The sequence below is a fragment of the Paenibacillus sp. genome (genome assembly GCF_031177825.1).
Taxonomy (GTDB): Bacteria; Bacillota; Bacilli; order Paenibacillales; family YIM-B00363; genus Paenibacillus_AE.
The window spans coordinates 44,077-66,145 of the sequence record NZ_JAPSKE010000012.1; the positions used below are offsets into that span (position 1 = coordinate 44,077).

Below are 22,069 nucleotides of genomic sequence, written 5' to 3' on the forward strand. Positions count from 1 at the left end.
TCGAGAGCCGCAGGAATACATCCTCAATCCGAGCCGAACATCGTTCCGAATTTTATATATGCACCGGCATCGGATCGACCTTCATGCCGTTCTCGACGACGGCGCAGCGGTCGCCGTCGAACGTGTAGATGCGATGGATGAGCGTCCACGCCGCGTCCCCCGGCTTCAGCGCCTCGCGCTCGAGCGACCGGTAAGCGGTCACGACGCCCGCATCGAGCTGCACGTCGATCTGCCAATGTCGGCCCCGGAAGGTGACGTCCTTCACGACGCCCTGCTCGGACGCGTTCGGGAACGACAGCTCCTTCGCCGTCCCCACCTCGACGAACTCCGGCCGCACGACGGCGCGGTCGACGCGCCCGATCTCTTCGAAGCCCTTCAGTCGGTCCGGGCGTTCCAGTACGTTCGTTTCGCCGACGAAGCCCGCGACGAACGGCGTCGCCGGACGCTGGTAGATGTCAAGCGGCGAACCTTGCTGCTCCAATCGGCCGCCGTGGATGATCATGATTTCGTCCGCCACCTCGACGGCCTCCTCCTGATCATGCGTGACGAAGATCGTCGTGATGCCGACTTGGCGGATCATCTCCTTCAACCACGTCCGCAGCTCCTTGCGCACCTTCGCGTCGATCGCGGCGAACGGCTCGTCGAGCAGCAGCAGCTTCGGCTCCGGCGCGAGCGCCCGCGCGAACGCGACGCGTTGGCGCTGGCCGCCCGACAGTTGATGCGGCAGCCGCTTCTCGAGACCGCGCAGCCCCGTCAGCTCGATCAGCTCGGCGACGCGCCGCGCGATGACGTCCTTCTTTCGCTTCTGCACCGTCAGCCCGAACGCGATGTTGCCTTCGACGGTCATGTGCCGGAACAGCGCATAGTTCTGGAAGACGAACCCGATGCCGCGCTCCTGCGGCAGTACGTCGTTCACCCGGCGTCCGTCGAAGAGGATCTCGCCGCCGTCCGGCGTCTCGAGGCCCGCCAGCATGCGCAGAATCGTCGTTTTGCCGCCGCCGCTCGGACCCAGGAAGCCGATCAGCTTGCCGTCCTCGATCTCGAACGATACCCCCTTCGACGCTTCGAAATCGCCGAACCGCTTCGTCAGCCCTTCCGCCTTAATTCGCATGCGCGTCCTCCCCTTTCGTTCCCCCGGCCAGCATCGCCCGGTGTTTCCATTCCATCAAGCTCTTCGCGATCAACGTCGCGAGCGCCAGCAGCACGAGCAGCGAAGCGACCGCGAACGACGCCGTAAACTGATATTCGTTATACAAAATTTCGATATGGAGCGGCACCGTGTTCGTCAAACCCCGAATATGGCCCGAGACGACCGAGACGGCCCCGAATTCGCCCATCGCGCGGGCGTTGCACAGAATGACGCCGTATAATAAACCCCATTTGATGTTCGGGAGCGTAATTTTCCGGAAAATGCGCCATCCGCCGGCTCCCATGCTCGCCGCCGCTTCCTCCTCGCCGCTGCCCTGCGCCTGCATGACGGGGAGCAGCTCCCTCGCCACGAACGGGAAGGTGACGAAGATCGTCGCGAGCACGATGCCGGGAAGCGCGAAGACGATCTTGATATCGTGGCTCTGCAGCCACGGCCCGAGCAGCCCTTGCGCGCCGAACAATAAGACGAAGATGAGACCGGAGATGACCGGCGACACCGCGAACGGCAGATCGATGAGCGTAATGAGCAGGTTCTTCCCTTTGAATTGGAACTTCGCGATCGACCAGGCGGCCGCCACGCCGAAGATCGTATTGAGCGGCACCGCGATCGCCGCGGTCAACAGCGTCAACTTGATCGCCGCGAGGGCGTCCGGTTCGGTAATCGATGCGACATACACTTGCACGCCTTTGGAGAGCGCCTCGACGAGCACCGCCGCCAGCGGCAGCGCCAAAACGAGACCTAAGAACAAGAATGCTGCGCCGAGCAGCAGCCATCGAACGACGGGGGGCTCGGTCAGATGCTTCGGCCGCGCCCCGGTCGCGGCGCCGGCCCCATGATTCGTTACGTATCCGGCCATGAGAATCCCTCCTATTTCGATGTGAACCGGCGATGGCTGAACCACTGCAGGACGTTGATGAGCAGCAGCAGCAAGAACGAAAAGACGAGCATCATGAGCGCGATCGCCGTCGCTCCCGTGTAATCGTACTGCTCAAGCTTTGTCATAATGAGCAGCGGCACGATTTCGGTTTTCATCGGCATGTTGCCCGAGATGAAGACGACGGAGCCGTACTCCCCGATGGAGCGGGAGAACGCGAGCGCGAAGCCGGTAAGGAGCGGCGGCAGCAGCTCGGGGAACAACACCTTGCGGAACGTGAGCCAACGCTTCGCGCCGAGGCTGACGGCCGCTTCTTCGATTTCCTTTTCCAACTCGCCGATGACCGGCTGCACCGTGCGCACGACGAACGGCAGCCCGATGAAGATGAGCGCCACGGTGATGCCGATCGGCGTGAACGCGACCTTGATGCCGAGCGGCTCGAGCCATCGGCCGATCCAGCCGTTCTGCGAATAGATCGCCGTCAGCGAGATGCCCGCGACTGCGGTCGGCAGCGCGAACGGCAAATCGATCATGCCGTCCACGAACCGCTTCCCCGGGAACGAGTAGCGCGTCAGCACCCAGGCGACGAGGAAGCCGAAGACGACGTTGACGATCGCCGCCGCGAAAGACGCTAGCAGCGTAATGCGGAACGAGGCCAGCACGCGGTCGCTGGAGACGGCGTTCCACAGCTCCGCCCAGCCGGCGCCCGTCGCCTTCAGGGCGACCGCGGCGAGCGGAATCAACACGATGATGCTAAGGTAAAGCAGCGTAAACCCCATGGTCAGCCCAAAGCCGGGCAAGATGCTTTTCTGTATGAACCTAGTTTTCAAGGACTCCTTCGCCTCCGGCATGTCTGGTCGCGGAATCGAATCTTCGCTTTTCCGTACGTTCGATTTGCACGATTTTTCCGTCGTGGACGACGATCTGGACGCTGCCGTATTTAATGCCGGCGAGACTGTCCGCGATCCGCTTCAGCCAGGCCGAATCCCACTCGTTCGTTTGTTTCATCCCTCGGGTCCCTCCGTACAATCGTATTTAAATCATCCAGCCGAACCATTCGGTCTTCTGCTTGTCGAGCTGCCGCAGCCAATCGAGCGTCGTTCGAATCGCCCTCTCCGCGTGCCCTCGGCCGGAGAAGACGTGATCGCCTTGCATGATGATTTCTTTCTCGCACTGCCCGCCGCTTCGCGTCCGGAACACCTTCTGGTACAAGAAGCTGTACTCGACGGGGATGACGGCGTCCGCCGTGCCGTGCACGAGAAGCGCATCGCCTTCGAACGTCCGAGCTTCTCGGAACGGATGGCAGGTCGCCAGCGAAGCGAAAAACGCGGGCTTCAGCGCGTAGCCCAAATATTCGGTTTCGCCTTGCGTGACGGCTTCCTCGTACGCGGCCTTGCCGACGATGCCGACGATGTCTTGGAACGGGTGGCCGGTCGGCGCCCATAGCGCCAGCGTCTTCGCCCGCTTATCGCGCGCGGCCGTCAGCGCGGCGACCGCGCCGCCGAGGCTGTGTCCGAGCAGCGCGACGCGGTTTGGATCGACGAAGTCGAGATCCAGCACGTAGTCGAGCGCGCAGCGCGTCTGGGCGATCCAATCGTCCATGCCGGTATCGCCGTAATCGCCGCCGCTCTCGCCGCAGCCGGCGTAGTCGAACCGCAGCGCCGCGTACCCGGCGCTCGCGAACGCTCGCGCGGCCTTCACGAACAGCCGATGTTCTCCGATGCGGTCGCCTGCGAAGCCGTGGCAGATCACGACGGCGGGGAAGCGGGACGGCTCCCAGGCCCCTTCCATCGGCGGGTAGTGCAGCGTCGCCGCGAGGCGCGCGCCTTGGCTTCGGATCTCGATATGTCTCTCCATTCGGAACAACCTCGCTTCTATGGTACTGGGCGGTGCAGTCGGAGAAACTCCGATCATTTCCGCCCGCCTCGCATTATGGTTGGTAGATTTGGTCGAAGATGCCGCCGTCCGAGAAAAACTTCTTCTGCGCTTCCTGCCAGCCGCCGAAATGCTCGTCGACCGTAAGCAAGTTCACCGCCGGGAACTGATCCTTGTATTTCTCCGCGACGGAGGCGAGACGCGGACGGTAATAGTTTTTCGCGGCGATTTCTTGCCCTTCTTCCGAGTACAGGTACTCTAGGTACGCCGCAGCCGCATCCGTCGTGCCGCGCTTCTCGGCGACCTTGTCGACGACCGTAACCGGAGGCTCCGCCAGGATGCTCAGCGACGGAACGACGATCTCGAACTTGTCGGGGCCGAGCTCGTTGATCGAGAGGAACGCTTCGTTCTCCCAAGCGAGCAGCACGTCCCCGATGCCGCGTTCGACGAACGTCGTCGTCGAGCCCCGGGCGCCGGAGTCGAGCACGGGCACGTTCTTGAACAGCTGCGTTACGAATTGCTGCGCCTTGGCTTCGTCGTTGTCGTTTTGCTGCAGCGCGTAGCCCCACGCCGCAAGGAAGTTCCACCGCGCGCCGCCCGACGTCTTCGGGTTCGGCGTAATGACTTCGACGTCTTCGCGAACGAGGTCGTTCCAATCTTTGATGCCTTTCGGGTTGCCCTTGCGCACGAGGAAGACGATCGTAGACGTGTACGGCGAGCTGTTGTCGGCGAGGCGGTCCTGCCAGCCTTCCGCGATCAGCCCCGCGCCTTGGATTTCGTCGATGTCGTACGCGAGCGCCAAGGTGACGACGTCGGCTTCGAGTCCGTCGATGACCGACCGGCCTTGCTTGCCGGAACCGCCGTGCGATTGATTGATCGTAACCTTCTGACCCGTCTCCGCTTCCCAATGCTTCGCGAAGGCGGCGTTGAACGTTTCATAGAGTTCGCGCGTCGGATCGTAGGATACGTTCAGCAGCTCCACCGGTTCCTTCGGCGTCTCCGCTTCTTTCGCCGGTTCCGCCGGGGCGGCCGCGCCGCCGGAAGCCTGCGTCGTCTCCGCCGGCGTCTCCGTCCCGGCGCCCGTGCCCGCCGTGCCTCCGCCGCATGCCGTCGTTACCGCCAACCATCCGCTTACCATGACCAACAAGAATGCCTTCTTCATTTCGTTTCCCCACCCTCGTAGAGTTAAAATTTATAGGGTCTCCGGTGGTCCGGTGGACATTTCCTTTAATCCCGATATGTTTAGTCGGGTTTTATGACATGAATCGTAGCACCCGTGAAATTGTACTGTCAATACGCCGAAAACATGTTGTCAAGATGAATTTTAGTCGGGGAATATCCTCCTTCCCCCTCCACGCATCCTGTCCGAACCGAAGCTTCTTCCCGCGAAAATGGATTAAAGTCCACATAAAAAACGCCCGCCGACTCAATGCGTCTGCGGACGGGAAGAGTGCCGCCATTGCGACGGTGTCAGTCCGGTGTAGCGCTTGAACACCGTCGCGAAATGCTGGCTCGTCTTAAAGCCCAGCTCGAAGGCGACCTCCGTGATCGAGACGTCCGGCCGGCGCAGCCGCTCGCAGGCGCGCTCTACGCGGACCCGCTCGATATAGGTGGCCGGCGATTGTCCCACCGCTTCCCGGAAGACGCGATAGACGTGAGAGTCGCTGACGCCGAGCGTCGAAGCGAGCTCGGCCGTCGTCCAACGGCGCTCCGGCTCCGCCTGAATCCGGGCGCACAGCTTGACCAACGCTTCGCTCAGATCCGGAGGCAGGTCCGGCGCCTTCCCGGGCCGCAGCGCGCGAAGCAACAGATCGACGATGCCGGTGCGAATCTCCAGCGCGCGCAGCGCCCCGCCTTGCTCCAAGACGAGCCTCATGCGGCGCAGCGGCTCGAGCGCGCCCGGTCCGATCGTTGCGACGCGAGGCGCTCCCCGTAAGGCGTCGGCGAGCGTAACCCGCTCCCCCTCCTCGAGACGCAGCCATCCCATCGTCTCGGCCGGATCGAGCACGATCATCCACCAGATCGAGCACGGCTCGATATGGTTCGAACGCGCTCGGTGCACTTCGCCGGGGCGCGTATGGAACAGTTGACCGGCATGGGAGGCGTACGAGGCTCCGCCGACCTCCCACGTCGCCCTTCCGCTCTCCATATACACGAACTCGTACGACCGCTCGTGCCTATGGTCCGGCAGCGGGATCGCTTCCGAGAAGCGATCGTAGCCGAGCGTAATGAGCTCGGGCACGTCCGACGCGGCTTCCCCGCGGTCGTTCGAATACATCCAACGCGACGACGCCGTTTTCCCCATCCTCGTTCCCATGCCCCCCATAGCGTTCTCAATCGTATCAATGTTTCCGATCCTACTCGATACGTTCGAGGAAGTCAAAGCCGGCCCGCCGGTTTACGATGAAATCAACCTAATAACGAGGTGAACCGAATGAGCGTGATTTCGTATCAAGTGACCGAAGAGGACAAGGCTCGTTTTCAGAAGGATGGGTATTGGATCAGCCCGAAGCTGCTCGACGACGACGCGATCGGACGGCTGCGGCAAGCGCATGAGCGAATTTGGAAACGCGACTTCGACGGAGACGGATACCCGATGCATCCGATTCCCGTCCCCTTCGACCCGCTGGCGATCAAGAAGACGGAAAACGGCTGGTGGATCAACGACGAAGTCCGCGCGATCGTGACGGATCCCGAGCTCGGGCGCATGGCGGCCGATTTGTTGAACGAGGACGAGATCCGGCTGTGGCACGACCAGGTTATCTACAAGCCCGGCGCGGGAGACAAGGAGACGAAACTCGGCAACGTCGGCTGGCATCAAGACTACGGATACTGGCGCGCGAGCAGCACGACGAATATGGTGACGGTGTGGATCGCCCTGCAGGACACGGACCTGTCGAACGGCGCCATGACGACGATCCTGGGCTCGCACAAGTGGGGAGAAGTCGAAGGGAGCGACACGTTCTTCGACCAAGACATGGAGAAGCTCCGAGCAAGGTTCGCGCGGCGCGATTGGACGGAGGAGCCTTGCATCCTGAAGGCGGGCCAGGCCAGCTTCCACCATGCGCTGACGTTCCACGGCTCCGGGCCGAACCGGACGAACGAGCCGCGCCTGTCGGTCGTCGCTCACCTCATGCCGGGACATACGTCCTTCCGCGCCGGCCGGCAGCGGCACGACAATGTTCTCTTCCTCGGCCCCCGGCCGTACGACGGACAGCGGTTCGACAACGAGTACTTCCCGCTGCTGTACAGCAGGAACCGCTGAAACGAGCGAAAGACCATGCTTCCCGGTCGCCCCGGATGCATGGTCTTTGCAGTTGCTGGCGTTCAATGAAAATATAGGCCGTCCCGAAGGAGCGCCGGGATCTGTTGCATCTAATCGTCTACGCGAATGTCCAGTCTGGCGGCAACGCCGGCCGGATTGGCGTCCGATCGCCCGCCCCCGATATTAAAGGCGATGATGATGATATCGTTGCGCCCGTTGCGTAAGTGTTGTCTCACGTTAAATGTTCTGCCCGGGTTAAAATAAGCCGGGTTCGCTTCCGGGTTGTCGTATACTACGATTCTTCCATTGATAAGAACGACGGCGTAATTGTCGACGGACAGGAACAATCGGCCTCGTTCGATGTCTCCGCGGGGAATTCGAAATCGTCTAGACACGACGGCGAAATCGCCGTTCGTATTCCGATCGCTCCAGACGTAAACCGCATCGTTCACCTCCGCCCAGGCGGGGTTTCTGGCTACTTCAAAGGCATTCGTCCATTCTTCGTCCGTTCCGATTCGGATGTTTCGGTCGCTGATGGACACGTTCTTAACCGGCGTCGCATGATGCAGACGGAGGCGGCTTTTGTAGATCGACATGATCTTGGCAACGGGGATCCGCTTTCTACTCGTTCTCGGCCCCGGTTTTCTAAGCGAGGGTTTTCTATTGTGAATCGGCATTCGGGATTGCCTCCTTTTTGCAATTTTCCTCCTTTTCTTCCGTAGTATCCTATGAATTATGCAAAAAGGATGTCTGTGTTCCTGTCTCTCTTTCTATACAACCCGCATCTCACGATCTTAATATTTATATTTGGCATGATAATGATGACATCGGCAGGTTTTATAACACAACACACCTATTGAGCTCGTGCGATACGCTGACGGGGCGGTTTTGCGCAACTTTCCAACAACTGGAATGGTATTAATGATTTGTTGAGTAATTCAACTTTGATTGATTTATAAATTAAATGCGGGCTAATTGGGAGGCGCTTTCGTGACAACGGTCGGTATTTTGGGGGTAGTTCATGATGATCAATTAAGACGAAAACACAATGTAACGTTGGATCTTATTAAGGAATTGATATTGGAGTTCGGTCCCGATGTGATCTGTGGAGAGGTACTTCCCGCCAGTTGGGAACATTATCGGCGAGACCGTAATTACCGAGGGTATTGGGGAGAACCTCCGAGCGAATATTGGGATTTAATTTTCCCTTTATGCGAAGAGATGAAATACGATTTTGAACCAATCGATTGGGTCGAACTTGATGTTTGGCTCGATTTTGATCCTTTCCATGCTTTCAATGAACAGATTCGCGGCGAGTATAACGCAGAATTAAATCGATGGTTTGAAAAACAACTCGCAACGTTGGATTCCAGCGTACTGCCTTTCAATTCTGCAGAATGGGATAACGTTACAAAGCAAAAGTATTCATGGTTAGAAACAATCAACCCCCAATCGCATTTATTCAGGTATGTATGCAGACATCTAATCATGATTCAAAGGATTAAGAATGCCGCTAAAAAGCATGCAGGGAAACGACTTCTGTGTGTGGTTGGTGCGGACCACAATCACGCGCTTTATGAGGGGTTATCTTCAGAAAGAGATATCCGGCTTATATACCCTTTGCGCTAAGGATTGAGCTTACGGGTCGGGCAGAATTAGCCCAATAGTAATCGAATAATTCATAGGGGGGGAATCGGCACCGTATGGTTTCAAACTTTATTTTGGTAAGGCATGCTTTAAAGGTAAAGGCGATTGGGGATGTTTCAATAACTCCCGATGGAGTTATGCAAGCACAACTAACCGCAAAACATTTGTCGGGTATGCCTGTAACAGCAATTGTATCGAGTCCACTCCGCAGAGCAAAAGAAACGGCTGAATACATCGCATCAGCAACGAAATCAGTAGTGATTGAGGATACTCGTTTGCGTGAGCGCGCTAACTGGGGGGACTTACCCGGTCAAACCTTTAACGAATTCGTCGAAATGTGGGAGCGATGCACCCGCGATCCCGACCATATACCTCCCATAGGCGACTCCGCAAGAAAGGCATGTGAACGCATGTCATCATTGTTATTTGAATTCGGAAGGAAACACCCGCCTGAAAGTAACATTGTAATTGTTAGTCACGGCGGATGTATCACCGATTTTCTGGTTAATACCATTCCCGAAACCGACTTAAACGTTTGGCATCCCCGTTTTATAGAAGTACAAAGTAACCTTATTCCAGAATGTTCGATAACGAAGCTCAGGTACGAAAACGGACATTACAAGATAGACGATTTCGCGTCAGTAAAGCACTTGAGTTAGGTGAGAACATCCGTTGCGTTAACGGAGACGTTGGTTCCATAAAACAGCGGCAGTCTAGGACTTTACTTTTCTGTCCAAGGCTGCCGCTGCTTCTATATGAAAGCCAGTCTAACGATGCCCCGCGCCAGAGACGCTAAGCTCTCCTGTAAAGCGAAGCTCCCTTCGTTGTTCCATCGCTCGTTCCTCCGCTCTATCGTACGACCCGGCGCGGCAGCGACTCGCTGTCCGGCTCGAAATCGAGCCGTAACGCAAGAGGCGCCGTGCGCTCATAAGGCCGGCGCTCCGCGACCCAGGCTTCCCATGCGTTCGGCTCCGCGCCGATCGCGGCGCCCGTTAACCGGCGCAGCTCGAGCAGCGCGTTCTGTCGCAGCCGAGCCCGCGGACGGCGCCGCCTCGGCCAAGAACGCCAGCGCTTCGTTCGCCGCTCGCTCGCCGCACGGACTAACCGTTCGGCACAAACCGACGCTCCCGCGCAAAAAAAAGGAGCCCGCCCGGGTCGAATTACGACCCGGACAGCCCCTGCGCCATCTCCTATTTCGTTCGACGATCAGCCCGTTCTCGTCCACGGCCGCCCCCCGACTCACTTCGGCATCCGATAGACGGCGACCCCGAGGAAATAGCGTACGCCTTCGCGCGGCTCCCGCTCGAACGTCGGGCCGCGCTGGTAATAAAACTCGACGCCCGGCAGCCCTTCGAACAGCTCGCGGAACTGCTCCGACGTCAGCTGATGCGTGTGGAACGGCTCGCTCGTCGGCTCCCCCCGCCCCCTTCCGAACGGGCTCGACAGCACGAGCGCGCCTCCGGGACGGAGCATGCGGAGCAGCTGACCGAGGAAGAGACGATCGTCTTCGACATGCTCGATCGTCTCGAAGCTGAGAATCGTGTCGAACGTTCCGAGCCGCTCCGGCAGCGCCGGATCCAGCGCATCGCCTTGCACATAGACGATCTTCTGATGATGGTACTCGCGCTCGGCGTATAGCAGCGTCTCCGCGTCGTTATCGACCGCGACGATCTCCGTCACCTCGCGCTTGCGCTCCTTAGCCGTCATATGGCTGCCGTAACCGACGCCGCAGGCGATGTCGAGCACCCGGCCTCTGACATACGGCGCCGCGAAATAATACCGCGCGACATGCTCGAGCAGCATGCCGTTCGTCGGCTTCATCGACTTCGGGATGATCCGCTCCCCGGTCCACTCCAGCTCCATGCGTCAGCCGCGCCGCAGGCCCGGGAACTCCGCCTGTCGCAGCGCCTCGAACAGGACGATCGCCGCCGAATTGGACAGATTGAGCGAGCGGATATGGTCGTTCATCGGAATGCGAATGCGCCGCTCGGGGAAGCGCGACAGAATCGAATCCGGCAGCCCCTTCGTCTCCCGGCCGAACACGAACATGTCCTCGTCCCGGTATTCGAAGTCCGTATAGCTGCGGCTCCCCTTCGTCGTCGCGAAGAACATGCGCCCGCCCCCGTACTGCTCGAGCACCTCTTCGAACGAATCATGCACATGCAGCTTGACGGACGGCCAATAATCGAGGCCGGCCCGCTTCAAGTCCTTGTCTTCGATGCTGAAGCCGAGCGGCCGCACGAGATGCAGATGCGTCCCGGTGCCTGCGCAGGTGCGCGAAATATTGCCCGTATTCGCCGGAATTTCCGGTTCGACGAGCACGATATGAAAAGCCATGTCGGAAAGCCTCCTTGAATGCCTAGGTTCGGCGACGTTTTACATACAATTAATATTCCGTTAATTCGGCGATGACGTCCGCGATGCATAATGGGGATACACCCTATACCATAGGAGCGAACCGATGCCATGAAAAGAAGAATCCTCGTCGTCGACGACGAACCGTCCATCTCGATGCTTATCGAATTCAACTTAAAGCTGGCCGGGTACGACGTCCAATGCGTATACGACGGCGAAGCCGTTTTTCACGTGCTCTCCTCGTTCCGTCCCGATCTCGTAGTTTTAGATTTAATGCTGCCGAAGATGGACGGCCTGGAGGTATGCCGGCGGCTCCGCTCCGAAGGCAACATGGTGCCGGTCATCATGCTGACGGCGCTGCAGGAACTGCCCGACAAGATCGCCGGTCTCGATAACGGGGCGGACGATTATATGACCAAGCCGTTCTCGCCGCAGGAGCTGCTGTCCCGCATTCAAGCGATTCTGCGCCGGACCGCCGCCTTGCCGTCGCTGCAGACGGACGAAGCGATCTCGCACGGCGCTCTCGTCGTGAAGCCGGAGCAGCGGGAAGCGTCGTTGGACGGCCAGCGGATCGACTTGACGCCGAAGGAGTTCGACCTGCTGCTCTTCTTGCTGAAGCATCGGGGCAAGGTGCTCTCCCGGCAGCAGCTGCTGCACGGCGTATGGGACTACCACTTCCTCGGAGATACGCGCATCGTGGACGTCCATATCAGCCATCTCCGGGACAAGATCGAATCGAATCCCCGCAATCCTGAATATATTGTAACGATCCGCAATGTCGGGTACAAGCTGAGCGAAGCCGCCGGGAAGGAAGCCGCCTCGAACGGGTAACGCGCCGCATCGGTCAATCCGCCGGGGCGGCGTTCGCGAACAGCTCGTTCATGTCGATCTCGACGCACCCGAACAAGGGGGACGTCAACGTATCCCCGAGGCCGTACGTTTCGTGCAGCTCGAACTTCCCGCCGCGCGACACGAACTGGTCGACGGTCCGATGCGTCGGATCGGCGATCCAGTATTCCTGCACGCCGTGGCGCTCGTACTGACGCTTCTTTCGAATCTTATCGTTGCTGCTCGTGCTCGGGCTAAGAATTTCGGCCACGAGATCCGGCGCGCCCTCGATCCGCTGTTCCGTGAGGATCGAGGCGTTGTCATGCGCAATGTAAACCAAGTCCGGTTGAAACCGATTGTTCTCGTCCAAGTACACGTCGATCGGCGCGAACAGAAGGATTCCATCGTTGGAGCAGATTCGATCCATCGCGCGGAACATGGCCGCTAAGATCCGTTGATGCGACACGACCGGCGCCGTCAGGAAATCATATCGCACCCCCTCGACGATCTCGTACCGCTCCTCGACGAACGGATTGCGACTCGGTTCTCCTTCGTACGTCTCCAGCTGTTCCTTCGCGCGTTCGGCCGGCTTCTTCTTTTCCACGAACATCCCTTCTTCCTTTCGAAAATGTCCCCGCAACGCGAAACACCCCGCCCAGGCCGCATGATGCGCGCGCTTAGGCGAGGTGCTTCCTCGGCTTCGTTACCGTCAGTATGACGGAAAACTTTGCAATTTGTCAAGTTTCGCGTCCGTTCGACATTACTGCCGTTTCCGACGGAAATCGTGCATAAACTCCGCCAGCGCGGCGCATGCCTCGTACGGCACCGCGTTGTACGTCGACGCGCGGCAGCCGCCGACGCTGCGATGCCCCTTCAACCCGACGAAGCCGGCCGCGTCCGCCGCCTTCAAGAACGCCTTCTCGTCGTCCTCGTTCGACAGGCGGAACGTAATGTTCATGCGCGAGCGGTACGGCGCTTCCGCGTGACCGCGGTAGAAGCCTTCGCTCTCGTCGATCGCTTGATAGATGAGGTTCGTCTTCTCCGCGTTGCGGCGTTCGATGCCCGCGAGTCCGCCCTCGGACTCGATCCAACGAAGCACGAGATTCATGATATATACGGAGAAGGACGGCGGCGTATTGTACAACGAATTGTTCGCCGCATGCGTGTCGTAGCGCAGCATCGTCGCGAGATGCTCCGGCGACTTGTCGACGAGCTCGTCCTTCGCGATCACGACGGTGACGCCGGACGGGCCGAGATTTTTCTGCGCGCCCGCATAGATGAGGGAGAATTTCGACACGTCGAGCGGACGGCTCAAAATATCGCTGGACATATCCGCGATGAGCGGCACGTCCCCGGTGTCCGGGAACGCGTCGAACTGCACGCCCTCGATCGTCTCGTTTGAGGTGACGTGGAGGTACGCCGCGTTGTCCGGGAGCGTCAGCTTCGACAAGTCCGGCACGCTCTTGAAGCCGTTCTCCTTGGTGGAAGCGATCGTCACGGCGTCGCCGAACAGCTTCGCTTCCTTATAGGCTTTCGTGCTCCACGCGCCGTGAACGACGAACGCCGCCGTCTTGCCCGCCGGCAGCAAATTCATCGGCACCATCGCGAACTGCGTGCTCGCGCCGCCTTGCAGGAACAACACCTTATAGCCGTCCGGGATGCCGAGCAACGTGCGGAACAAGCCTTGCGTCTCGTTGTTCAGCCGCTCGTAGTTTTCGCTGCGGTGCGACATCTCCATGACGGACATGCCCGTTCCCTCGAAATTCGTCATTTGTTCGGCGGCCGTCTGCAGCACCGACAGCGGCAGCGCCGCCGGCCCCGCGTTAAAGTTGTATGCTCTCTTCGTCACCCGTCCCACTCCATTTCCCGATTTCGATTTCACCTATCATAGCAAGGACGTACCGCGGGTTCAAGAGAAATATCCCATGATGATGCCCGCCGTCTCCTCGATCGCTTTATCCGACACATTGATGATGCGGCAGCCGATTCGATGCATGACCGACTCCGCGTATTCGAGCTCGCGGACGATACGCTCCATCGCCGCGTACGACGCTCCTTCGGGCAGCCCGACGGCTCTTAGCCGCTCCGTTCGGATCTTGTGGATCGCTTCCGCGTTCATCGTCAATCCGAAGACGCGCTCCGGGTCGAGCGACAGCAGCTCCTCCGGCAGCCGCACCTCCGGTACGAGCGGCCAGTTAGCCACCTTATACCCCTTGTGCGCCAGGAACATGCTGAGCGGCGTCTTCGACGTCCGCGACACCCCGACCAGCACGACCTGCGCCTGCGTCAGTCCGGTCGGATCCCGTCCGTCATCGTATTTGACGGCGAACTCGATCGCTTCCACGCGGTTGAAATACTGCTCGTCCATCTCGTGCAGCAGCCCGGGCTTGCGCTTCGGCGCGTCGTGGAACGTATCCGTGAACGCCTGCAGCATCGGCCCCATAATATCGACCGCGCGTACGCCTAATCGCGCCGATTCCTTCAGCATCGCTTCCCGCAGCTTGGGCTGAACGAGCGTATACGCGACGAAGCTTTCGTACCGCTTCGCCTCTTCCAGCAGACGCTCGATTTCTTCGACCTCGCGGACGTGCCCGACGCGCTTAATACGAACCTTCTTGCCTCCGAACTGTCGGAGCGTCGCCATGGCGACCGCCTCCGCCGTCTCCCCGACGGAATCGGAACATATGTAGAGGACACCCTCGTCAGGATGATACAACGTCTGCCGCGGCTCGCGCGGCGCTTCGGGTGGTACGGACATGCGTCGTGTTCGACTCCTTCTGCGGCGGTTTCCTCCGCTCTTCCTATCACTTTACCGCGTCGAATCGCCGAATTCAAGCCGAGGCCGACGGCTCGCGTTTACAAGAAAGCAGCCCCGGCGAGATGCCGAGGCTGCTTGGATAAGTGCAAGAATTAGCAATCGAAGTACAACGCGTATTCGTGCGGATGAATCCGGATGGAGACGGCTTTCGCTTCGGCGCGCTTGTACTCGACGTAGTTTTCGATGAATTCCTTCGTGAATACGTCGCCTGCCGTCAAGAACTCGTAGTCCGCTTCGAGAGCGTCAAGCGCTTCGTCCAGGGAGCCCGGAACGCTGCGGATGTCCTTCTTCTCTTCTTCGGAGAGGTCGTACACGTTCTTGTCGACCGGACCGTATCCGAGCTTGCGCGGGTCGATCTTGTTCTTGATGCCGTCGAGGCCGGCCATCAGCATCGCCGCGAACGCGAGGTACGGGTTCGCCGTGGAGTCCGGCGTACGGAACTCGATGCGCGCGCCCTTCGGCGTCACTGCCGCGATCGGAATCCGAACCGCTGCGGAACGGTTGCCCTTCGAGAACACGAGGTTGACCGGAGCTTCGTAGCCCGGTACGAGTCGCTTGTAAGAGTTCGTGCTCGGGTTCGTGAACGCGATGATCGCCGGAGCGTGGTGCAGGATGCCGCCGATGTAGTAGATCGCGAGCTCGGACATGTTCGCATATGCGCCCTTCTCGTAGAACAACGGGGAACCCGCGTTGAAGATGGACATATGAACGTGCATGCCGCTGCCGTTGTCGCCGAACAGAGGCTTCGGCATGAACGTCGCGACCTTGCCGTGCTGGCGCGCCGTGTTGTGCACGATGTACTTGTACTTCATCAAGTTGTCGGCCGTCTTCGTCAGCGTATCGAAGCGGAAGTTGATCTCGCCTTGCCCCGCCGTAGCGACTTCATGGTGATGACGGTCGATGCGGATGCCCGCTTCCATCATCAGTCGGCACATTTCGCTGCGGATGTCCTGTTGCGTGTCGACCGGTTGTACCGGAACGTAACCGCCCTTAACAGGAACCTTGAAGCCGAGGTTGCCGCCCTCTTCCTTGCGGCCCGTGTTCCATGCCGCTTCTTCGGAGTCGACTTCGAAGTAAGACTTGTTCATGCCGGTTTCGAAACGAACGTCGTCGAAGATGAAAAATTCGGATTCCGGTCCGAAGTACGCGTCCGTACCGATGCCCGTGGATTGCAGGTATTCTTCGGCCTTCGTCGCGATGCCGCGCGGATCGCGGTCATAACGTTCGCCTTCGGCCGTGAAAATATCGCACATAATGATCAATGTCGGGTGAGCCGTGAACGGATCGACGTACGCCGTTTCCGTAACCGGCATCATCACCATGTCGGAGTTTTCGATGCCGCGGAAGCCCGGGATCGAGGAGCCGTCGAACGCTACACCGTTAACGAAAGTATCTTCGTCGATTTCAACCGCAGGTAAGGAAATGTGCTGTGCTTTACCGGACAAACCGACGAATCGGAAGTCAACCCACTCGATATTTTTTTCCTTGATCAAATTGAGAACGTTTTGTGCCGACATGCGTAAATACCTCCTAATTCCGAACATTGAGTAGTTATTAAAGTCAAATCGTTCAGTAATTTGCTAAAACCTTGTCGTTATTATAAACCCGTCGATATTTAGCGTCAATAGCTATGTAAGGTATTTTTGACGCATATGTCAGCTATACTCACACCCTCGGGGCATGTAAGCGTTCGCAAAATAAGGCGGTTATTGGTTTATCTCCAGCAGATCTCCTGTGGTCAAGCTTTTCTTATCGATTGTTATTTTACTGATTTGCGCAATAAAGCGATACAAAGTAGGATCAGCGGAATCGCGGTTTGAACGAATGTGCCGTGAAAAGGAAAGACCGCCGTTAAAAAATGAACGACGTGCTGAAAGCTCGGGAAACTCCAAAAGCTGAATAAGGCAATCAATACCCCGATCGGGAGCACGATCGGTTTATAGTCTGAAAGCTTCAACCATTGAGCCGTTCCCAGAACAGCCGCATAATAAAATACGGAAATCTTCACCGCGTTCCCCATCACCCACATCGCCACCACGACCGACTCCATATTTTCGAAAAAATCGGCGACGCTGATATATCGGAACGTGATCAAGACCGGATATACCATAGCGGGCACATGTTCGCCGAACAACAACAATATCATGAGATTGATGTAGACGAGCCCGAACACGGCGGCCGCCACGGAGATGAACCCCCATTTCTTTCCTTTCTCGATATCGGTCAGGAAGGGAAGAAGGAAAGAAACGAGGAAAAACTCGCTGAACCAAGCCTGCGGCACCACCGCGCCCATGATGGCCGGCATGATCCCATGCTCCATGACCGGAAATAAATAGCTCGCGTGCAAATCCGGAATCAGCAATAAAATGAGGGCTAACGGAAAAATAAAGACAGGCGTAAAAATTAACGCGCTCCTCGCGATACTTTCGACTCCGCCGCGTACGGAGAAGGCGGTGACCAGAAGGATCGAAGAGATCACGACAATGACCGGGGTGCGGCGGAGAAACGCACTTGTAATCATTTCCGCGTATTCGCGGACAACGATGCCATTGGTATGCAAATAGAAGAAGATATAGATCAGCCCGATCGCTTTGCCTGCGATCCGGCCGACGATCCGTTCGCTGTACTGGACGACCGTCTGCTTCGGGTACAGCTGATGGAGACGGTAAGCAATATATACCGTTGCAAATCCGACAACGGAAGCGAGAATCGGCGAAAGCCATGCATCGTTTTTGGCATGTTGCGCCGTAACCCCGGGGACGATGAGGATGGCGGTGGCAACGATCGTCGGATACATCATGACGGCCATTTGAAAAGCCGAGATTTTCCCTTTGTCGATCATGCCCCGCCTCCTCCCCCTGTTTCAAGTATTTTTGAGAATGGTTTAAATACGTATTCAAGAATCGTTGCCGGCCCCGCCATATGTTGAAGATCGAACATGGCAAGCCCCCATCCGATCATAAGCAATATCACGAACGCCGTTTTATCTTTTTTCGGTATCTGTTTCATTTTCGGCCACTCGTACGCAATAATGAAACCCATCATCGCCGTAACGCCCAAGAAGTCTCCCCATTTCATTTTTCCGTGGCCTCTTCCTCCGAATTACCCGCGGGTACGGTTTGCAGCCCCGGACGGCGGATGCAAACGGAAATATCCGTCGACACCCGAACTTCCGGAAAGATTTCCTCCCAGCGATCTTTCGACTTCTGCCATTGCTTCGGGTACTTGCGGTGGTATGCAGCGGCAAACCCCAAAACGTCGGCCTTCAGTTCCTTCTGCGTTTTCTTCAACGCCAGCTCGACCCGATGTTGGATGTCCGCTTCCAACGCTTGTTCCAATTCCTTCAGCATTGTCAGATTCATGGGATCGAGGTCGGTTTCGTTTTGTACGAGGTCGCCTTCCGTTTCGATTCGGATCCGCATGCTCCATATTCCGTCTTCGATTTGGGGTATAAGCGTTGTCGTTTGCCTTACCGGATTAACGGACACGGAACCTTTTGCGTTCTTTGGTTCAACCGTAATCGTGGCTAGCGTAATTTCATTACGTATGGTCATCACGCCTCTTGTCGTCCGTTCCGCAATCGTTCCGATCATCTTATTTTTCTTGAAAATGGAAGTTCCCTTTATATAGGGAATAGTTTGCGACTCTTTCTCCCCTTTTTCAGGCGGCAACTTGTCGATGAAAGGCACAACGGCCGTTTCCGCCTCCCCTTTAAACATGACGATTAAATCTTTCGAGGTTATTCTCATGCCGATCTGCAAGTCGGAGATTTCCCGAAGCACTTCTGACGAATATCTCTCAAGGGGAGGGAGCAGCGTCAATACATCGACGGCGTTCCCCTTGCTCACATACACATATGACCTCTCCCTCGGTTCGGGATGACGAAGCAGAAAATCCAACTCATCCCGAATTCCGCGCTTCGCCAGCTCTTCGCCAAAAATAAAAACTTTGCAATGTCCCCAAAACATTTTTCGCGGGAGCTTACCCTGAAGCCTGGATGCGGCATCGGCAATATTGACGCCGCTGCCGGATCTGACCAATGTCATTTTCTGTCCCCCTGCGGATGCCCCGCCTCCCATGCCCCCGGCGCTGCCTAAAGCGCGGGGAATAAACACTTGCACCGCCAGTTCGATGGATCCGTCTTCATTTCGATCGATGCCGAGTCCCGTTACGATCGCGATATCATTGATTTCCGTTCGATCCCAGCAACCGCCGAGAAGGATAGCGCCGCCTAATAATGAAACCATCAATAGGATCGTTCTCACGCGCTTGACTCCCCTTTCCGCTACAGAAGCAGCAGCAGCTGAACAAATAAAACAATCCCCGATAGGCGCTAATTACGGCAAGAAAGCCGATAAGGGAAGCCCTGTCCGGCTTATGTTCCATTCCCGTCGTTGCCCGGATCCGGTCTTTGTCCGGGAGCCTGCCTATATGTATCGTATCCGCCGGTCAGGTTAGGGCGCGTATTCATCATCCACCATGGGGCTCTTACCGCCACATCCTTCCAACGCCTCCCCTTATACGGGGCGATCGGCTGAAGATACGGAACGCCGAAAGAGCGCAAGTTGCACAAGTGGATAATGATGGCGATCACCCCCAGCATCACCCCCAACAACCCCAACCAACCGGAAAGCAAAATGATCGGAAAGCGCAGCAGCCGGATCGCGATCCCGACAATATACCGCGGAACCATAAAGGATGCGATCCCTGTAATGGCTACTACGATCACCATTGGAGCGGAAACGATACCTGCTTGCACCGCCGCCTGGCCGATGACCAACGCGCCGACGATACTGACCGCGGGTCCGACTTGTTTGGGCAGCCTCACTCCCGCTTCGCGAAGCACCTCGAACGTTATTTCCATCATGAGAGCCTCCACCAGCGCCGGAAACGGGACGGTTTCCCGGGATGAAGCCATGGTTATTAACAAAGAGGCAGGAACCATCTCCTGATGAAAGGTCTGCACCGATACATAGATCGAAGGCAACAAAAGCGAGAACATCGTAAATACATACCGCAGCCAGCGGATCGAGGTACCGACCCAAAATCTCTGATAATAATCCTCGTGAGACTGAAGCAAAGAAAACAGAGTAGTGGGTACGATAAGCACGAAAGGAGTCCCTTCCGTCATGATCGCCACACGGCCTTCCAACAGAGCGGAACAGGCGACATCCGGCCGCTCCGTCGACTTGACCTGGGGGAAAGGCGAGTACGGATTATCTTCAATGAGTTCCTCAATATACCCGCTCTCCAAAATACCGTCGATTTGTATTTTTTTCAGCCGGTTTCTGGCTTCCTCGACGAGCGTTTGGTCCGCGATTCCTTCGATATAAGCAATGACGATTTGCGTTTGGGTATACTTTCCGGTTTTCATAGGTTCCAGTTTTAAAGCAGGGCTTTTGATGATCCGGCGCAACTGGGACGTATTCACCTGGATCGTTTCGGTAAAACCTTCTCGCGGCCCCCTGATTCCTCCTTCGGCCGGCGGCTCCTCGATCGCCCGTTTTTCCCAATTGCACAGTCCGATCGAAATTCCCTGGCGCTCCCTTTCGCACAGCAAAACCGGGTAACCGGTAGACAAAGATTGTACACAGTCGGCGAATGTAGCGACGACATTCACCTTGGAAACGGACAAGGTGCGGCCGAGCATTTCCTGGACGGTTATATTTTCCGCAGATTCCTTCAGGAGAGGAGCCAGCACATTCTCATTCATCTCGCTAATATTCGAAAGCCCTTCGATATAAAACAGCGCCGCTCTCGATTTTCCTCCGATCAGAAACGGCCGTACGATGATATCCACGCTATTCGAGTAGATCGAGCGCAGCGTCTCGACATTCCGGTCGAAATCGGCGGAAAGCGCCGGTTCCGGTTTCTCCTCGTCGGTTTCCGGTTGGGTCGGGAGCATTTTCGGCTTGATTGTTTTGAGCCATCTTCGATAATTCCGGAACAATCGCCTCGCCCCCTCGATCATTTACTTTTTACTATTTGGGAATATTGCTTAAATTATTCTGCGATGGAAATAGAAAAACCGTTCCGCCTTTCGTTTCCGAAAGGGGAACGGCATCATCCGAAGGTACGATTATTTTATTGCCGTTACAGGCTGCTTCGCCGTCTCGAACGACTTGCCGACGAGCGGAGCCAATTGCTGGAGCTCGCGCAGCAGCGTATCGAATTGGTCCGGGAACAACGACTGCACGCCGTCGCCCGTCATCGAGTTGTCCGGATCCGTGTGCATCTCGACGATCAAGCCGTCCGCGCCGGCCGCGACCGACGCCTTGGACATCGTCGCCACGAGCTCGCGGCGGCCCGTGCCGTGACTCGGATCGGAGATGACCGGCAGATGGCTCAGCTGCTTCATGACCGGGATCGCCGACAGATCGAGCGTATTGCGCGTGTACGTCTCGAACGTCCGAATGCCGCGCTCGCACAACATGACGTTCGGATTGCCGCCCGCCAAAATGTATTCCGCCGCGTTCAACCACTCGTCGTACGTCGCGCTGAAGCCGCGTTTCAGCAGCACCGGCTTGCCGCACGTGCCGAGCTTGCGCAGCAAGTCGAAGTTCTGCATATTCCGAGTGCCTACCTGCATAATATCCGCGTATTCCGCGCATACATCGACGTACTCCGGCGTCATGACCTCCGTGATGGTGACGAGGCCGTACTTCTCGCCGGCTTCCGCCATCCACTCCAACCCCTCGACGCCGACGCCTTGGAAGCTGTACGGGCCGGTCCGCGGCTTGAACGCGCCGCCTCGGAGTACTTGCGCGCCGGATGCCTTCACGTGCTTCGCGATTTCCATGATTTGCTCTCGGTTCTCCACCGCGCACGGGCCGCCCATCACGACGAGCTCTTCGCCGCCGATCTTCACGCCCTTGATGTCGATTACCGTGTCCTCCGGATGGAAGTCGCGGCTCGCGAGCTTATACGACTTCGAAATCTTAATGACGCTTTCCACGCCGCTCATCTGGCGCAGCTGCTCGGCGAGCGTCGGCTCCGCCTTGCCGATGATGCCGACGACCGTCCGGTCCGTCCCCTTGGAGACGTGCGCTTGGAGTCCACGCTTCTCGATCGCCCGCACTACGTCCTGAATTCTATCTTCGCCCGCCGCATTCGATAAGATCGCGATCATAGGTCCCACTCCTCATGAATATACTTTCGTACTTCGACGCGTATACGCTTCTACGCTTTTATGCTTTTAACCACTAAAGTAACTATACGAAAAAGTCGGCCTCTCCGTCAAGCCTAACTTGTCGGCGA

The 22,069-nt window shown here is 57.6% G+C and carries 23 protein-coding genes; 4 read left to right on the top strand and 19 right to left on the bottom strand.

The features are described from left to right. Positions 1–52: 52 nt before the first annotated feature. The 7 genes from RIN49_RS15355 to RIN49_RS15385 form a co-directional block, all read right to left on the bottom strand. Entirely contained in the window at positions 53–1,111 is a 1,059-nt protein-coding gene (locus tag RIN49_RS15355) for an ABC transporter ATP-binding protein (RefSeq protein WP_309121045.1), read from the bottom strand. Continuing rightward, positions 1,101–2,006 carry a sulfate ABC transporter permease subunit CysW gene (cysW, locus tag RIN49_RS15360; protein WP_309121046.1) on the bottom strand — a complete coding sequence of 302 codons (906 nt, stop codon included), beginning with the start codon at positions 2,004–2,006 and terminating at the stop codon, positions 1,101–1,103. The genes RIN49_RS15355 and cysW overlap by 11 nt, the downstream gene beginning before the upstream one ends. Before the next feature lie 11 nt (positions 2,007–2,017). Then, positions 2,018–2,854: a sulfate ABC transporter permease subunit CysT gene (gene cysT, locus RIN49_RS15365; protein ID WP_309121047.1), complete on the bottom strand. Its 837-nt coding sequence runs from the start codon at positions 2,852–2,854 to the stop codon at positions 2,018–2,020. After that, the gene (locus RIN49_RS15370) at positions 2,844–3,032 is read right to left on the bottom strand and encodes a YezD family protein (RefSeq protein WP_309121048.1); all 189 of its coding nucleotides are present in this window, start codon (positions 3,030–3,032) and stop codon (positions 2,844–2,846) included. The genes cysT and RIN49_RS15370 overlap by 11 nt, the downstream gene beginning before the upstream one ends. A gap of 27 nt (positions 3,033–3,059) precedes the next feature. Next, positions 3,060–3,881, bottom strand: a complete 822-nt coding sequence (locus tag RIN49_RS15375) for an alpha/beta hydrolase (protein ID WP_309121049.1) — start codon at positions 3,879–3,881, stop codon at positions 3,060–3,062. A gap of 73 nt (positions 3,882–3,954) precedes the next feature. Continuing rightward, positions 3,955–5,061 carry a sulfate ABC transporter substrate-binding protein gene (locus RIN49_RS15380; RefSeq protein WP_309121050.1) on the bottom strand — a complete coding sequence of 369 codons (1,107 nt, stop codon included), beginning with the start codon at positions 5,059–5,061 and terminating at the stop codon, positions 3,955–3,957. A gap of 264 nt (positions 5,062–5,325) precedes the next feature. After that, a complete protein-coding gene (locus RIN49_RS15385; protein ID WP_309121051.1) occupies positions 5,326–6,204 on the bottom strand; it encodes a helix-turn-helix transcriptional regulator in 879 nt (292 codons plus the stop codon). Between the two features lie 129 nt (positions 6,205–6,333). Between RIN49_RS15385 and RIN49_RS15390 the strand changes: the two genes are divergently transcribed. Then, entirely contained in the window at positions 6,334–7,164 is an 831-nt protein-coding gene (locus tag RIN49_RS15390) for a phytanoyl-CoA dioxygenase family protein (RefSeq protein WP_309121052.1), read from the top strand. A 110-nt stretch (positions 7,165–7,274) separates the two neighbouring features. Here RIN49_RS15390 and RIN49_RS15395 read toward each other — a convergent pair whose 3' ends face one another. Next, the gene (locus RIN49_RS15395) at positions 7,275–7,760 is read right to left on the bottom strand and encodes a hypothetical protein (RefSeq protein ID WP_309121053.1); all 486 of its coding nucleotides are present in this window, start codon (positions 7,758–7,760) and stop codon (positions 7,275–7,277) included. A 394-nt stretch (positions 7,761–8,154) separates the two neighbouring features. Here RIN49_RS15395 and RIN49_RS15400 point away from each other — a divergent pair, with 394 nt between their 5' ends. Together RIN49_RS15400 and RIN49_RS15405 are read left to right on the top strand one after the other, a co-directional pair. Next, positions 8,155–8,793, top strand: coding sequence for a hypothetical protein (locus RIN49_RS15400; protein ID WP_309121054.1), 639 nt, complete (start codon positions 8,155–8,157; stop codon positions 8,791–8,793). Positions 8,794–8,867: 74 nt separating this feature from the next. After that, positions 8,868–9,470: a histidine phosphatase family protein gene (locus RIN49_RS15405; protein WP_309121055.1), complete on the top strand. Its 603-nt coding sequence runs from the start codon at positions 8,868–8,870 to the stop codon at positions 9,468–9,470. A 580-nt stretch (positions 9,471–10,050) separates the two neighbouring features. Here RIN49_RS15405 and RIN49_RS15410 read toward each other — a convergent pair. Beyond that, on the bottom strand, positions 10,051–10,674 hold the full coding sequence (locus RIN49_RS15410; RefSeq protein ID WP_309121056.1) for a class I SAM-dependent methyltransferase: 624 nt from the start codon (positions 10,672–10,674) through the stop codon (positions 10,051–10,053). Positions 10,675–10,677: 3 nt separating this feature from the next. After that, entirely contained in the window at positions 10,678–11,148 is a 471-nt protein-coding gene (gene trmL / locus RIN49_RS15415) for a tRNA (uridine(34)/cytosine(34)/5-carboxymethylaminomethyluridine(34)-2'-O)-methyltransferase TrmL (RefSeq protein ID WP_309121057.1), read from the bottom strand. A gap of 129 nt (positions 11,149–11,277) precedes the next feature. On the opposite strand from trmL, the gene RIN49_RS15420 reads away from it, so the two are divergent. Further along, entirely contained in the window at positions 11,278–11,997 is a 720-nt protein-coding gene (locus RIN49_RS15420) for a response regulator transcription factor (RefSeq protein ID WP_309121058.1), read from the top strand. Between the two features lie 13 nt (positions 11,998–12,010). Here RIN49_RS15420 and RIN49_RS15425 read toward each other — a convergent pair whose 3' ends face one another. The 9 genes from RIN49_RS15425 to aroF form a co-directional block, all read right to left on the bottom strand. Continuing rightward, positions 12,011–12,598 carry a Uma2 family endonuclease gene (locus RIN49_RS15425; protein ID WP_309121059.1) on the bottom strand — a complete coding sequence of 196 codons (588 nt, stop codon included), beginning with the start codon at positions 12,596–12,598 and terminating at the stop codon, positions 12,011–12,013. A gap of 156 nt (positions 12,599–12,754) precedes the next feature. Next, positions 12,755–13,843, bottom strand: coding sequence for a 3-phosphoserine/phosphohydroxythreonine transaminase (serC, locus tag RIN49_RS15430; RefSeq protein ID WP_309121060.1), 1,089 nt, complete (start codon positions 13,841–13,843; stop codon positions 12,755–12,757). A gap of 60 nt (positions 13,844–13,903) precedes the next feature. After that, positions 13,904–14,752 carry a pyruvate, water dikinase regulatory protein gene (locus RIN49_RS15435; RefSeq protein WP_309121061.1) on the bottom strand — a complete coding sequence of 283 codons (849 nt, stop codon included), beginning with the start codon at positions 14,750–14,752 and terminating at the stop codon, positions 13,904–13,906. 152 nt (positions 14,753–14,904) lie between these two features. After that, positions 14,905–16,329, bottom strand: a complete 1,425-nt coding sequence (gene glnA, locus RIN49_RS15440; protein ID WP_138195498.1) for a type I glutamate--ammonia ligase — start codon at positions 16,327–16,329, stop codon at positions 14,905–14,907. A 242-nt stretch (positions 16,330–16,571) separates the two neighbouring features. Continuing rightward, positions 16,572–17,654 (bottom strand): GerAB/ArcD/ProY family transporter, encoded by a 1,083-nt coding sequence (locus RIN49_RS15445; RefSeq protein WP_309121062.1) that lies wholly within the window; start codon positions 17,652–17,654, stop codon positions 16,572–16,574. After that, positions 17,651–17,890, bottom strand: a complete 240-nt coding sequence (locus tag RIN49_RS15450) for a hypothetical protein (protein ID WP_309121063.1) — start codon at positions 17,888–17,890, stop codon at positions 17,651–17,653. The genes RIN49_RS15445 and RIN49_RS15450 overlap by 4 nt, the downstream gene beginning before the upstream one ends. Beyond that, positions 17,887–19,077 (bottom strand): Ger(x)C family spore germination protein, encoded by a 1,191-nt coding sequence (locus tag RIN49_RS15455; protein WP_309121064.1) that lies wholly within the window; start codon positions 19,075–19,077, stop codon positions 17,887–17,889. Before RIN49_RS15455 ends, RIN49_RS15450 begins: the two co-directional genes overlap by 4 nt. 110 nt (positions 19,078–19,187) lie before the next feature. Next, positions 19,188–20,717, bottom strand: a complete 1,530-nt coding sequence (locus RIN49_RS15460; protein WP_309121140.1) for a spore germination protein — start codon at positions 20,715–20,717, stop codon at positions 19,188–19,190. A gap of 174 nt (positions 20,718–20,891) precedes the next feature. Continuing rightward, positions 20,892–21,941 carry a 3-deoxy-7-phosphoheptulonate synthase gene (gene aroF, locus RIN49_RS15465; protein ID WP_309121065.1) on the bottom strand — a complete coding sequence of 350 codons (1,050 nt, stop codon included), beginning with the start codon at positions 21,939–21,941 and terminating at the stop codon, positions 20,892–20,894. Positions 21,942–22,069 lie beyond the last annotated feature (128 nt).